This is a genomic window from Stenotrophomonas sp. YJH_SMC_130 (assembly GCF_059369035.1).
This window is the reverse complement of sequence record NZ_JCAFSH010000001.1, coordinates 119,827-132,601: the sequence shown is the minus strand read 5'-3', so window position 1 is coordinate 132,601 and position 12,775 is coordinate 119,827. Positions and strand designations below refer to the sequence as shown.

Below are 12,775 nucleotides of genomic sequence, written 5' to 3'. Positions count from 1 at the left end.
GCCATGAAACTGTGTGGATTCGAGGTCGGGCTGGACCAGCCCCTGTTCCTGATCGCCGGCCCCTGCGTGATCGAGTCGATGCAGCTGCAGCTCGATACCGCCGGCAAGCTGAAGGAGATTACCGACAAGCTCGGCGTCAACTTCATCTTCAAGTCCAGCTTCGACAAGGCCAACCGCACTTCGGGTACCGCCTTCCGCGGCCCGGGCATGGAAGAGGGCCTGAAGGTCCTGGCCGAGGTCAGGAAGCAGATCGGCGTGCCGGTGCTGACCGACGTCCACGAGTACACCCCGATGGACGAAGTGGCCTCGGTGGTGGATGTGCTGCAGACCCCGGCGTTCCTGGTCCGCCAGACCGACTTCATCCGCAAGGTGTGCTCGGCCGGCAAGCCGGTCAACATCAAGAAGGGCCAGTTCCTGGCGCCGTGGGACATGAAGCCGGTCGTGGAGAAGGCCAAGGCCACCGGCAACGAGCAGATCATGGTCTGCGAGCGCGGTGCCAGCTTCGGCTACAACAACCTGGTCAGCGACATGCGTTCGCTGGCGGTGATGCGCGAGACCGGTTGCCCGGTGGTGTTCGACGCCACCCATTCGGTGCAGCTGCCGGGCGGGCAGGGCACCAGTTCCGGTGGCCAGCGTGAGCACGTGCCGGTGCTGGCCCGTGCCGCCGTGGCGGTGGGTATCTCCGGCCTGTTCGCCGAGACTCATCCGGACCCGTCCAAGGCGCTGTCCGATGGTCCCAACGCGTGGCCGCTGGACCAGATGGAGGCCCTGCTCGAGACGCTGATGGAACTCGACGCGGTGACCAAGAAGCACGGTTTCTCGCGCTTCGCGTGAGTCGTGACCCGTGGGTGGCGCTGGAAACCCAGCGTCACCGCCGGCACTGGAGACAGTGGCCGTGGGGCCTGATCGCGCTGGGGCTGTCCGTGGTGTTCACCGTGGGCATGTTCTGCCTGGTGCTGATCGGTGCTGCATCGGTGCGGCCACCGGGTGATGGCAGCAGCGCGCCCGATCTTCGGGCGTACTTCATTGCGCTGCTGGTGGCAGAGCTGGTCGGCGCCGTGGGGTGCGTCGCTGCCGCCGTACTGGCCTGGCGCCTGAACCGTGGCAAGGTGGCCGCCGGGTTGGCGATCGTCCTGCTGTCGCTGTGGCTTGGTGCCCTGTTCTACGGGCTGTTCTGATGAATGCGACCCTGGCAACCCGTGATCGGCCCTGGGGCCTGATCGCGCTGGCGCTGGCTGTTCTTGCCTGGGCCGGCCTGATGGCAGCTGTATTCGCCTTCGCCGCCAGTTTCGGTTCGCCCGGGGATGGCAGCCATGGCATGCAGGCCATGCAGTACTGGATCCTGGCTGCACTGACCATGCTCGTGCTGTCCTTTGTTGGCAGCCTGGTGGCGATGGTGATGGCCTGGCGTTGCCGCCGCGGCGGCGTATTGGCCGCCATTGCCGGTGGCCTGCTGGTGGTACTGGTGTCGTTGATCCTGATGGTGATCGGGGCCACTCTGGCCTGACGGCGCCTGCGCCATTTGGCAAGTGGCGGGCAGCCGGGGATAATCACGCGGCATTCGTTTTGTCGCCCCCTCTCCAGACAGGTAACCGGCCCGACCATGAGTACGATCCGCAGCATCCACGCCCGTGAAATCCTCGACAGCCGTGGCAATCCCACGCTGGAAGCCGAAGTCATCCTGGAGGACGGTTCGTTCGGTCGCGCCGCGGTTCCCTCCGGCGCCTCGACCGGTACCAAGGAAGCGGTCGAGCTGCGTGACGGCGACAAGACCCGTTACCTGGGCAAGGGCGTGCGCAAGGCCGTGGACAACGTCAACACCACGATTGCCGCCGCGCTGAAGGGCTTCGAAGCCACCGACCAGGCCGGCCTCGACCGTCGCCTGATCGATCTGGACGGCACCGAGAACAAGGGGCGGCTGGGTGCCAACGCGCTGCTGGGTGTTTCGATGGCCGCCGCGCACGCCGCCGCCGCATCCAGCAAGCAGGCGCTGTGGCAGTACCTGGCTGCCCGGACCGGCGTGGCGCCGTCGCTGCCGGTGCCGATGATGAACATCATCAACGGCGGCGCGCATGCCGACAACAACGTCGACTTCCAGGAGTTCATGGTGCTGCCGGTGGGCTTCACCTCGTTCTCCGAAGCATTGCGCGCTGGTACCGAAATCTTCCATTCGCTGAAGTCGGTGCTGAAGGGCCACGGCCTGAGCACGGCGGTGGGCGACGAAGGCGGCTTCGCGCCGGACTTCCGCAGCAACGTCGAAGCGCTGGACACCATCCTCGAAGCGATCGGCAAGGCTGGCTACACCGCTGGTGAAGACGTGCTGCTGGGCCTGGACGTGGCCTCCAGTGAGTTCTTCGAGAACGGCAAGTACAACCTGGTCGGCGAGAACAAGCGCCTGACCTCCGAACAGTTCGTCGACTTCCTCGCCGACTGGGCCGCGCAGTACCCGATCATCACGATCGAAGACGGCCTGGCCGAGAACGACTGGGCGGGCTGGAAGCTGCTGACCGACCGCATCGGCAAGAAGGTGCAGCTGGTCGGTGACGACCTGTTCGTGACCAACCCGAAGATTTTCCAGGAAGGCATCGACTCGGGCACCGCCAACGCGATCCTGATCAAGGTCAACCAGATCGGCACCCTCAGCGAAACCCTGGAAGCGATCGCCATGGCCGACCGCGCCGGCTATGCCGCCGTGGTCTCGCACCGCTCGGGCGAAACCGAAGACACCACCATCGCCGATATCGCGGTGGCCACTACCGCCACCCAGATCAAGACCGGCTCGCTGTGCCGCAGCGATCGCGTGGCCAAGTACAACCAGCTGCTGCGCATCGAGGAAGCCCTCGGCGCCGGCGCGCGTTACGCCGGTCGTGACGCGTTCGTTTCGCTGAAGCGCTGAGCCGATGCGCGACTGGCGCTGGATGCTGCTGGTGCTGGCCCTGTTGCTGGGCTGGCTGCAGTACCGCTTCTGGTTCGGTCCGGGCAATTCGGGTGAAGTGATGATGCTCGAAGCCCAGGTCGCCAACCAGGAGCGGGACAATGAGGGCCTGCAGCAGCGCAACGACGCGCTGGCCGCCGAAGTGAAGGACCTCAAGGAAGGCCAGTCCGCCATCGAGGAACGCGCGCGCAGCGAGCTGGGCATGATCAAGCCCGGCGAGAAGTTCTACCGCGTGGTCGAGGATGCGCCGGTCCGTCCGGCGCAGCCCGCTGCAGGCGTCACTGTCCAGGCCGGCGATCACCCGGCGGACGTTCCATGAGCGCGGCGATCTGGGTGGTGGTTCCGGCTGCCGGCCGTGGCGCCCGCTTTGGTGCGCCGCTGCCCAAGCAGTACCTGCAGGCGGGCGGGCAGATCCTGCTCGCCCATACCCTGGACGCGCTGCTGGCGCATCCGGCCGTGGCCGGCGCAATGGTGGTGATCGGCCAGGACGATGGCGACTGGCCGGGCTGGAGCGAATGGGCCGGCAAACCGGTACTGACCTGCATCGGTGGCGCGACCCGTGCCGCCTCGGTGCTGGCCGGGCTGCAGGCACTGCCGGACTCGGTGCGCGCCGACGAATTCGTGCTGGTCCACGACGCCGCGCGACCCAACCTGTCGCTGGCCGATCTTGGCCGCCTGCTTGAAGTCGGGCGTGCCGATCCGGTCGGGGCGATCCTGGCCGCACCGGTGCGCGACACCCTCAAACGTGCGGGCGACGACGGTGGCATCGATGGCACCGAACCGCGCGAGCGGCTGTGGCGTGCGCTGACACCACAGCTGTTCCGCCGCCACCAGCTCAGCCGCGCGCTGTCTGACGCCGCCGCTGCCGGTGTTGAAGTCACCGACGAGGCCATGGCCATGGAGCGCCAGGGCCAGCGCCCGCTGCTGGTGGAAGGCAGCGAGGACAACTTCAAGGTCACCACCCCGGCCGATCTGGACCGGTTCGAATTCGTACTTTCCCGCCGCGCCGGCTGACTGCCTGCGCGGCCCTGCTGCAAGGGCTGCATCCATGAGCACCGCACCGTTCCCGCCCGTCCGTATCGGCCAGGGCTACGACGTCCATGCCTTCGGTGAAGGCGATCACATCATGCTCGGCGGGGTGAACGTGCCGCACAGCTGCGGCGTGCTGGCGCACAGCGACGGCGACGTGATCCTGCACGCCTTGTGCGATGCGATGCTCGGTGCGCTGGCGCTGGGCGATATCGGCCAGCATTTCCCGCCGAGCGATGATCGCTGGAAGGGCGCCGACAGCAGCGATTTCGTGCGCCATTGCGACAGCCTGCTGCGCGAGCGTGGCTGGCGCGTTGGCAACACCGACATCACCGTGATCTGCGAGCGGCCGAAGGTTGGCCCGCATGCGCTGGCCATGCGTGAGCGCATTGGTGGGTTGCTGCAGCTGCCGCTGGACGCGGTCAGCGTCAAGGCCACCACCTCGGAGAAGCTGGGCTTCACCGGCCGCAGTGAAGGCATCGCCGCGCAGGCGGTCGTGTTGCTGGTGGCGGCATGATCCCGCTGCCGTTGGCGTTTGGTGCGCCGCTGTTGACGGCACGCATCCGCACCACGCCGGACGATTTCCAGGTCGATGAACTGCCGGCCTTCGAGGCCACCGGTGAAGGCGAGCACCTGCTGCTGCACATCCGCAAGCGCGGCGCCAACACCGTGCATGTGGCCAAGCTGCTGGCCAAGTGGGCGGGCCTGCCGGAAATGGCGGTGAGCTACGCCGGCATGAAGGATCGGCATGCGGTCACCACCCAGCGTTTCAGCGTGCACCTGCCCAAGCGCATCGCACCGGACCTGGCCGAGCTGGCCAGTGACGAGATCGAAGTGCTCGAAGCGACCTGGCACAACCGCAAGCTGCAGCGTGGCGCACTGGCCGGCAACCGCTTCAGGCTCGTGCTGCGCGAGGTGCAGGGCGATGCTGCGGCGATCAGCGAGCGCCTGCAGCAGATCGCCGGGCGCGGCCTGCCGAACTGGTTTGGCGAGCAGCGCTTCGGCCGCGACGGCGGCAACGTGCCTGCGGCATTGGCGATGTTCGGTGGCCGCCGCATGCGCAAGGACCAGCGTTCGCTGCTGCTGTCAGCCGCGCGCTCGGCGCTGTTCAATCGTGTGCTCGCCGCGCGCGTGGAGCAGGGCAACTGGGATCAACCGCTGGACGGTGAAGTGTGGATGCTCGATGGCAGCCGCAGCGTGTTCGGCCCCGAACCCTACACCGACGTGCTGGCCGAGCGCCTGGCGCGTTTCGACATCCATCCCAGCGCGCCGCTGTGGGGCGAAGGCGAGCTGCGCAGCGCCGACGCTGCACGTGAGCTGGAGCTGGCCGCGCTGGACGACGAGGAATCGAAGGCGCTGCGCGCTGGCCTGGAAGACGCACGGTTGAAACAGGAGCGCCGCGCGCTGCGCCTGCGCCCGGCGCTGCTGCAGCATCAGTGGCTGGCCAGTGATGTACTGGAACTCTCGTTCGCGCTGCCGCCGGGCTGCTACGCCACCGCCGTGCTGCACGAACTCGGCCCCGTCGAAGACGCTGCGCAGGCCTGACAGAAAAAGGGGACGGAGGGAGTCAACTCGTTTGTGGCACAAACGACTTGATTCCCTCCGTCCCTGTTTCTCAACGCCGTGCCAGCAGCACCAGCATCGCGCCGGTGCCGCCTTGCCCGGCCGGCGCCGAATGAAACGCCAGCACGTCGTTGCGCAGCCGCAGCAGACGATCGACCAGGTTCTTCAGCACTGGTGCACCGCCATCGGACTGCAGGCCCTTGCCGTGAATGATGCGCACGCAGCCATACTCGTGTGCATGCGCTTCCAGCAGGAACTGGCGCAGCAGGGTTTCCGCCTGCGCGGCGGTGGCGCCGTGCAGGTCCAGCTCATCCTGCACCGAATACTGGCCGCGCTTGAGACGCTGGAACAGGCGCGGTGGCAGGTTGTCGCGGCGGTAGCTGGCCACGTCGCCCGCTTCCAGCGGCGTACTGTCGCGCAGCAGCCGGGCGAACTCGCCCGCGGCTTCGGCGTCGTCGCGTTCGGCCATGCGTGCGCGCGGCTTCGGCCGGGGCGCAGCAGGCGCCGGTTCGGCATCCTTGCGCAGCGGCGTCACTTCACCGATGGCCGCACGGAACAGCGCGGCCGGATCTTCGTCTTCAGGGTGCGACATGCGCACAGGGTAAACCGCCGGCGCGGGTCTGCCTATGACGGTTCGATGTCGGCCGTGACCGCCGGCAGGGTAGGACCGGCGGCTCGCATGCGGCACAATAGACGATGCCCTTGCAGGGTCGACGGCTTCCGCAGGGGAGTACGACGGTCCCGCCCACACTGCACGGTGACGGAATCGAATTCTTGGAAAATCAAGCGGTTAAATCGAAGATGCGAATCCTGGTCAGTAATGACGATGGTGTCGACGCCGCAGGCATCCGGATGCTTGCTTCGGTGCTGCGGGAGGCCGGACACGAAGTCACGGTGGTCGCGCCTGACCGCGATCGCTCCGGTGCCAGCAACTCGCTGACCCTGGACCTTCCGATCCGGCTCAAGCGCATCGACCATTACACCGTCTCGGTGGCGGGCACGCCGACCGACTGCGTGCATCTGGCGCTGACCGGCCTGCTTGAATTCGAGCCGGACATCGTCGTGTCAGGCATCAACAACGCCGCCAACCTCGGCGACGACGTGATCTATTCCGGCACCGTCTCGGCGGCGATGGAAGGCCGCTTCCTCGGCCTGCCGGCGGTGGCGGTCTCGCTGGTCACCCGCAACCACGATCCGAAGCACTTCGACACCGCCGCGCGTGCCGCAGTGGAGATCGTGGCCCGGCTCAAGGCCGATCCGCTGCCGGCCGACACCATCCTCAACGTCAACGTGCCGGATCTGCCGTGGAGCGAGGTCCAGGGCTTCGAGGTCACCCGCCTTGGCAACCGTCATCGTGCCGAAGGCTGCATCGCGCAGAAGGATCCGCGCGGCAACGACGTGTACTGGATCGGCCCTGCCGGGCGCGAACAGGACTCCGGCCCGGGCACCGACTTCCACGCGGTGCGTACCGGCCACATCTCGATCACCCCGATCCAGGTGGACCTGACCCGCTACCAGGCGCTGGAGAAAGTGGCCAGCTGGGTGGGTGGCCTCAGCGCCGCGCTGGACCGGCCGGCATGAGTCCACGCCTGCGACTGCAGCCGGAAGCTGTCGGCATCGGCATGACCTCGCAGCGCGTGCGTGACCGTCTGGTCGATCGCCTGCGCGACGCTGGCATCGTCGACGAGTCCACCTTGAACGCAATCCGGGTAGTGCCGCGCCACCTGTTCATCGATGAAGCACTGGCCTCGCGTGCCTATGAGGACACCGCGCTGCCGATCGGCCATTGCCAGACCATCTCGCAGCCCTGGGTGGTCGCCCGGATGACCGAGGCGGTGCTCCAGGTCGCGCCGAAGCGCGTGCTGGAAGTCGGCACCGGCTCGGGCTACCAGGCCGCCATCCTGGGCGCGCTGGGCCTGGAGGTCTACACCGTGGAGCGAATCGGTGACCTGTTGCGGCAGGCACGCAAGCGCTTCCGCGCACTGGGCATGAACATCCGCACCAAGCATGACGACGGTCGCGCCGGATGGGCCGAGCACGGTCCGTTCGATGCCATCGTGGTCACCGCCGCGGCGCCTGCACTGGTCGATGAACTGGTCGGGCAGCTGGCTGAAGGGGGGCGCCTGGTGGCGCCGGTGGGTGGCCCGGGCGGACAGTCGCTGGTGCAGCTGGACCGCAAGCCCGATGGCAGCATCGAACAACGCGTGCTGGCGCCGGTCACGTTCGTGCCGCTGCTGTCTGGCATGCTCGACTAATCCACGGAGCAGGGTTGCATGAAGATTTTCGGGCCGCTGTACGAGCGGGCGATGAAGTGGGCGGCGCACGAACGCGCGCCGACCTATCTGACGGTATTGAGTTTCTTTGAAGCGATCATCTTCCCGGTGATGCCGGAAGTGATGCTGGCACCGATGTGCGTGGCCCAGCCCAAGCGTGGCTGGTGGTTCGCCACCCTCAGCCTGGCGGGCTCGATGGTCGGCGCGCTGGTTGGTTATGCGCTGGGTCATTACGCTTTCGAGGCGATCAAGCCAGTGTTCGAGGCGCTGGGCATGCTTCCAGCGATCGAGCAGGGCATCACCACCGTGCAGGCGAAGATGGCCGAATCACCGTGGGCGGTGTTCACCTTCCTGGTGCTGGGCGGCTTCATGCCGATCCCGATGAAGGTCTTCACGTGGGCATCGGGTATCGTCGGCGTACCGATGCCGCAGTACCTGTTGAGCATGTTGATCGGTCGTGGCAAGCGCGTGTTCGTGCTGGCCGCGGTCATCCGTATCGGTGGTGCGCGTGCCGAAGCGGCGCTGCGTCGCTGGATTGAACCGCTGGGCTGGATCGCCACCGTGCTGGTGGTGGTGCTGATCGCCTGGCTTGTATGGAGGTCGAAGTTCGCATGAATCCTGATCGTCTGAGCAAGGGAGTGCGCATCGGCGCGCTGGCGTTGCTGGTTTCCACACTGGCCGCCTGCGGTACCGCCACCGTGGTCCGCCCGGGCGGCGGCAACGCTGGTGGCGTGACCACGCCGAAGACCTCGGTACCCAAGCCCGGGCAGACCGTGGTGGTGCGCAAGGGCGACACCATCTATGCGCTGGCCCGCATCCATGACATCACCCCGGCCGACCTGATTGCCTGGAATCGTCTGGACAACCCGTCGACCATCTACCCCGGCCAGGTGATCCGCCTGTATCCGCAGGGGGCCACCAGCGGCCGTGCGCCGACCACGGTGGTCACCCCGCCGCGTTCGGCTGGCAGCAGTGGCGGCAGCACCGCGCCGGCCCCGGCGCCGGTCGGGCCGGTGAAGAGCAACATCGCCTGGCGCTGGCCAGCCGATGGCGCGATCGTCGGCCGCTACGTGGCCGGTGACGCGACCAAGCAGGGCGTGGACATCGCCGGCACCAGCGGCCAGCCGGTCAAGGCAACCGCCAACGGTGTGGTGGTGTACTCCGGTGCCGGCCTGGTCGGCTACGGCGAACTGATCATCATCAAGCACAGCGACCAGTGGCTGTCCGCCTATGGTCACAACCGCAAGCGCCTGGTGAATGAAGGGCAGAGCGTGAAGGCTGGCGAGCAGATCGCCGAAATGGGCCGCACCGGTGCGAACCGCGACATGGTCCACTTCGAGATTCGCTACAACGGCAAGCCGGTCGATCCGCAGCAGTACCTGCCGGCACGCTGATCACCGTGTGATCGGGTAGCGCCGGGTCACGCCCGGCGGCTTTCCGCGCCGCGTCGCGGCGCCGCCCGAGCATGGGCTCGGGCGCTACAGAGTACGTGTGATCCAGGGTACCGCCGGGCCATGCCCGGCGACGCCACGTCAGCCTTCGAGAATGAAGGCGGCGGCGACCTTGCGGCCTTCGCCGGCCAGGATGTTGAAGGTGCGTGCGGCAGCCGGATTGTTCATCACTTCCAGGCCGATGCCGCGGGACAGGCAGGCGGCCATCACCACCGCCGGCGGGAACACCTGGCGGTCACCGGTACCCAGCACGATCAGCGCCGGGTTCAGCGCCAGGATCGGCTCGAGGTCCGCCAGCTGCAACGCAGCGGCACTCGCCACCGGCCAATGCGCGACCAGCTGGTCCGGGGTCAGGAAGAAGCTGCCGTCCAGCACCTGGTCATTGACCTTGGCCGAGCGGCCATCGGCGGCGCGCAGGCTGTAGGCGTAGTCGGGTGGTTCGTGGTTCAGCTGCATGACGGTAGGGCGATCAGCCGCGCGGCAGCACGATCTGGCGCTGTTCCCTGCTCGGGCGGTACAGCACGGCGACGTGGCCGATGCGCTGCACCAGCGCGCTCCCGGTGGCTTCGACGATCTCGCCGATCATCACGTCACGGGCGTCGCGATCCTCGGCGGCGACCTTCACCTTGACCAGTTCGTGGCGCTCCAGCACTTCGTTCAGCTCAGCGATGAAGGCCGGGGTCACGCCCTTGCCGCCGGTCTGCAGCAGGGCCTTCAGGTCGTGGGCTTGGCCGCGCAGGAAACGGGTCTGGGAGGCGGTCAGGGCGATGGACATGCAGGAAAACACGGTTGAATGGGGCGATCAGGGTATCATGAGGACCCCATCAGCCCCTATTTTCAATGGCTACCCGCAGCAAAAGCAGCCAGCGCTGGCTCAAGGAACACTTCTCCGACCCCTTCGTGAAGAAGGCGCAGGCCGAAGGCATGCGCTCGCGCGCCGCCTACAAGCTCGAAGAGCTGCTTGAACGTGACCGGCTGCTGAAGCCGCACATGGTGGTGGTCGACCTCGGCGCGGCACCGGGCGGCTGGTCTCAGCAGGTTCGGAGACAGATTGGCGACACCGGCCGCGTGCTGGCCCTGGACATCCTGGACATGCCGCCGCTGGCCGGCGTGGAGTTCCTTCATGGTGACTTCAGGGAAGAAGCCGTCCTATCGCAGTTTGAAGCCATGCTCGGGGATCAGCCGGTAGACCTTGTGCTGTCGGACATGGCCCCCAATAAGAGTGGTGTAGGCGCGGTCGACCAGCCGCGGATGATGCACCTGGCGGAGCTGGCCCTGGATTTTGCCGACAACCACCTGAAGACCGGTGGGGCATTCCTGATCAAGCTGTTCCAGGGCGAGGGCTTTGACGACTACGTGCGCGAGATGCGCCGCCGGTACGACAAGGTCTCCATCCGCAAGCCGGAAGCCTCGCGCAAGCGCTCTCCCGAGGTGTACGCCTTGGGTCAGGGAAAACGCGCCCACATGAAGTAAGCTCGCAATGTACGCAAGTTCGACCCCCACGCAACGCCAGCACTGAGAGGAACACCGGAGCCAATGAGGATGAACGACTTGACCAAGAACCTCCTGCTATGGGTGGTCGTCGCCGTCGTGCTGATGGTGGTCTTCCAGAGCTTCTCGCCGAAGTCCTCCGGAGCCGGCGCGCAGGGTGCGTCGTACTCGCAGTTCCTGGACCAGGTGGACAGCGGCAACGTGCAGAAGGTCGCCTTCGGCGGCGACATGCGCGGCGGTACCAGCCAGCTGACCTACACTACCCGCGGCGGGCAGACATCCACCATCACCGCACCGTTCGATCGCGACCTGATCAACGTGCTGCGCACCAAGAACGTGGAGATCGTGCAGGAGGAGCCGTCCAGCGGCATCTCCCTCGGCGCGATCCTGATGAATTTCCTGCCGGTCATCCTGATCATCGGCTTCTGGTTGTTCATCATGCGCCAGATGCAGGGCGGGGGCGGCGGTGCCAAGGGTGCGATGTCCTTCGGCAAGTCGCGCGCCAAGCTGCAGGGCGAAGACCAGATCAAGGTCACCTTCGCCGACGTCGCCGGCTGCGACGAGGCCAAGGAAGAAGTGGGTGAACTGGTCGACTTCCTGCGCGACCCGTCCAAGTTCACCAAGCTGGGCGGCAAGATTCCGCGCGGCGTGCTGATGGTGGGCCCGCCGGGTACCGGCAAGACGCTGCTGGCCAAGGCCATTGCCGGCGAAGCCAAGGTGCCGTTCTTCTCGATCTCCGGTTCGGACTTCGTGGAAATGTTCGTCGGCGTCGGCGCCAGCCGCGTGCGTGACATGTTCGAGCAGGCCAAGAAGCATGCCCCGTGCATCATCTTCATCGACGAAATCGACGCCGTCGGTCGCCACCGTGGCGCCGGCCTGGGCGGCGGTCATGACGAGCGCGAGCAGACCCTGAACCAGCTGCTGGTCGAAATGGATGGTTTCGAGGGTGGCGAAGGCGTGATCGTGATCGCCGCGACCAACCGCCCGGACGTGCTGGACCCGGCGCTGCTGCGTCCGGGCCGTTTCGACCGCCAGGTCGTGGTTGGCCTGCCGGACGTGAAGGGCCGTGAGCACATCCTGAAGGTCCACATGCGCAAGCTGCCGCTCGCCGACGATGTCGAGCCGATGGTGATCGCGCGGGGTACCCCGGGCTTCTCCGGTGCTGATCTGGCCAACCTGTGCAACGAGGCTGCCCTGTTCGCCGCGCGTGGCAACGAGAAGGAAGTCCGCATGGACCACTTCGACCGTGCCCGTGACAAGATCCTGATGGGTGCCGAGCGCCGCTCGATGGCCATGAGCGAAGAAGAGAAGACCCTGACCGCCTACCACGAAGCCGGCCACGCCATCGTCGGCCGCCTGGTGCCCGAGCACGACCCGGTCTACAAGGTCACGATCATCCCGCGCGGCCGTGCGCTGGGCGTGACCATGTACCTGCCGGAAGGCGACAAGTATTCGATGAACCGCGTGGCGATCAAGTCGCAGCTGTGCTCGCTGTACGGTGGTCGTGTGGCCGAGGAGCTGATCTTCGGTGCCGACAAGGTCACCACGGGCGCTTCCAACGACATCGAACGCGCCACCAAGATGGCCCGCAACATGGTCACCAAGTGGGGCCTGTCCGACCAGCTCGGCCCGATCGCCTATGGCGAAGAGGATGACGAGGTGTTCCTGGGCCGATCGGTCACCCAGCACAAGAGCGTGTCCAACGACACCGCGCGTCGCATCGATGAGGAAGTGCGCAAGATCCTCGACGAAGCCTACGCGCGCACCACCGAGCTGATGACGGCCAACCTGGACAAGCTGCACGCGATGTCCCAGCTGCTGCTGCAGTACGAGACGATCGACGCGCCGCAGATCGACGCCATCATGGAAGGCCGCGATCCGCCGCCGCCGGCCGGCTGGAGCAAGTCGAACAAGGATGGTGGCAACGACAAGGGCGGCGACGCCCGTCCGCTGCCGCCGATCGCGGGCCCGGCCGAATCGCACTGACGGCCCGCTGTACGTGACACCAGACGAGGCCGGGGCAACCCGGCTTC

General features: G+C 66.8%; 17 protein-coding genes. 14 read left to right on the top strand and 3 right to left on the bottom strand.

What is annotated here, in order from left to right:
* Window positions 1–3: 3 nt before the first annotated feature.
* The 8 genes from kdsA to truD all read left to right on the top strand — a co-directional run bounded on the left by kdsA (window position 4) and on the right by truD (window position 5,509).
* Window positions 4–834 (top strand): 3-deoxy-8-phosphooctulonate synthase, encoded by an 831-nt coding sequence (gene kdsA / locus AC5P5V_RS00665; RefSeq protein WP_049412800.1) that lies wholly within the window; start codon window positions 4–6, stop codon window positions 832–834.
* A complete protein-coding gene (locus AC5P5V_RS00660; RefSeq protein WP_134968046.1) occupies window positions 831–1,178 on the top strand; it encodes a hypothetical protein in 348 nt (115 codons plus the stop codon). The genes kdsA and AC5P5V_RS00660 overlap by 4 nt, the downstream gene beginning before the upstream one ends.
* Window positions 1,178–1,507, top strand: coding sequence for a hypothetical protein (locus tag AC5P5V_RS00655; RefSeq protein ID WP_061480167.1), 330 nt, complete (start codon window positions 1,178–1,180; stop codon window positions 1,505–1,507). Before AC5P5V_RS00660 ends, AC5P5V_RS00655 begins: the two co-directional genes overlap by 1 nt.
* A 96-nt stretch (window positions 1,508–1,603) precedes the next feature.
* Complete coding sequence (gene eno, locus AC5P5V_RS00650) at window positions 1,604–2,896, top strand: phosphopyruvate hydratase (RefSeq protein WP_134968047.1); 1,293 nt, start codon at window positions 1,604–1,606, stop codon at window positions 2,894–2,896.
* Window positions 2,897–2,900: 4 nt separating this feature from the next.
* Window positions 2,901–3,254, top strand: a complete 354-nt coding sequence (gene ftsB, locus AC5P5V_RS00645) for a cell division protein FtsB (RefSeq protein WP_005416028.1) — start codon at window positions 2,901–2,903, stop codon at window positions 3,252–3,254.
* Entirely contained in the window at window positions 3,251–3,949 is a 699-nt protein-coding gene (gene ispD / locus AC5P5V_RS00640; RefSeq protein WP_005416029.1) for a 2-C-methyl-D-erythritol 4-phosphate cytidylyltransferase, read from the top strand. The genes ftsB and ispD overlap by 4 nt, the downstream gene beginning before the upstream one ends.
* Window positions 3,950–3,983: 34 nt before the next feature.
* Window positions 3,984–4,481 (top strand): 2-C-methyl-D-erythritol 2,4-cyclodiphosphate synthase, encoded by a 498-nt coding sequence (ispF, locus tag AC5P5V_RS00635; protein ID WP_061480165.1) that lies wholly within the window; start codon window positions 3,984–3,986, stop codon window positions 4,479–4,481.
* A complete protein-coding gene (gene truD / locus AC5P5V_RS00630) occupies window positions 4,478–5,509 on the top strand; it encodes a tRNA pseudouridine(13) synthase TruD (RefSeq protein ID WP_072166692.1) in 1,032 nt (343 codons plus the stop codon). The genes ispF and truD overlap by 4 nt, the downstream gene beginning before the upstream one ends.
* Window positions 5,510–5,579: 70 nt before the next feature.
* Here truD and AC5P5V_RS00625 read toward each other — a convergent pair whose 3' ends face one another.
* The gene (locus AC5P5V_RS00625; protein ID WP_134968048.1) at window positions 5,580–6,119 is read right to left on the bottom strand and encodes a Smr/MutS family protein; all 540 of its coding nucleotides are present in this window, start codon (window positions 6,117–6,119) and stop codon (window positions 5,580–5,582) included.
* A gap of 209 nt (window positions 6,120–6,328) precedes the next feature.
* Here AC5P5V_RS00625 and surE point away from each other — a divergent pair, with 209 nt between their 5' ends.
* Genes surE through AC5P5V_RS00605 form a run of 4 tightly spaced genes read left to right on the top strand, consistent with a single transcriptional unit; the run spans window position 6,329 to window position 9,194 of the window.
* Entirely contained in the window at window positions 6,329–7,108 is a 780-nt protein-coding gene (gene surE / locus AC5P5V_RS00620; RefSeq protein ID WP_061480162.1) for a 5'/3'-nucleotidase SurE, read from the top strand.
* Complete coding sequence (locus tag AC5P5V_RS00615) at window positions 7,105–7,782, top strand: protein-L-isoaspartate(D-aspartate) O-methyltransferase (RefSeq protein WP_134968049.1); 678 nt, start codon at window positions 7,105–7,107, stop codon at window positions 7,780–7,782. Before surE ends, AC5P5V_RS00615 begins: the two co-directional genes overlap by 4 nt.
* A gap of 18 nt (window positions 7,783–7,800) precedes the next feature.
* Window positions 7,801–8,415 carry a YqaA family protein gene (locus AC5P5V_RS00610; RefSeq protein WP_005416033.1) on the top strand — a complete coding sequence of 205 codons (615 nt, stop codon included), beginning with the start codon at window positions 7,801–7,803 and terminating at the stop codon, window positions 8,413–8,415.
* Complete coding sequence (locus tag AC5P5V_RS00605) at window positions 8,412–9,194, top strand: peptidoglycan DD-metalloendopeptidase family protein (protein ID WP_005416034.1); 783 nt, start codon at window positions 8,412–8,414, stop codon at window positions 9,192–9,194. The genes AC5P5V_RS00610 and AC5P5V_RS00605 overlap by 4 nt, the downstream gene beginning before the upstream one ends.
* 138 nt (window positions 9,195–9,332) lie before the next feature.
* Here the strand turns inward: AC5P5V_RS00605 and AC5P5V_RS00600 are convergent, their stop codons facing one another.
* Together AC5P5V_RS00600 and yhbY are read right to left on the bottom strand one after the other, a co-directional pair.
* Entirely contained in the window at window positions 9,333–9,707 is a 375-nt protein-coding gene (locus AC5P5V_RS00600; RefSeq protein ID WP_061480160.1) for an Mth938-like domain-containing protein, read from the bottom strand.
* A 13-nt stretch (window positions 9,708–9,720) separates the two neighbouring features.
* The gene (gene yhbY / locus AC5P5V_RS00595; protein WP_057495897.1) at window positions 9,721–10,026 is read right to left on the bottom strand and encodes a ribosome assembly RNA-binding protein YhbY; all 306 of its coding nucleotides are present in this window, start codon (window positions 10,024–10,026) and stop codon (window positions 9,721–9,723) included.
* 65 nt (window positions 10,027–10,091) lie between these two features.
* Between yhbY and rlmE the strand changes: the two genes are divergently transcribed.
* Entirely contained in the window at window positions 10,092–10,724 is a 633-nt protein-coding gene (gene rlmE / locus AC5P5V_RS00590) for a 23S rRNA (uridine(2552)-2'-O)-methyltransferase RlmE (protein WP_006431652.1), read from the top strand.
* A gap of 69 nt (window positions 10,725–10,793) precedes the next feature.
* Window positions 10,794–12,728: an ATP-dependent zinc metalloprotease FtsH gene (gene ftsH, locus AC5P5V_RS00585; protein ID WP_005416038.1), complete on the top strand. Its 1,935-nt coding sequence runs from the start codon at window positions 10,794–10,796 to the stop codon at window positions 12,726–12,728.
* Window positions 12,729–12,775 lie beyond the last annotated feature (47 nt).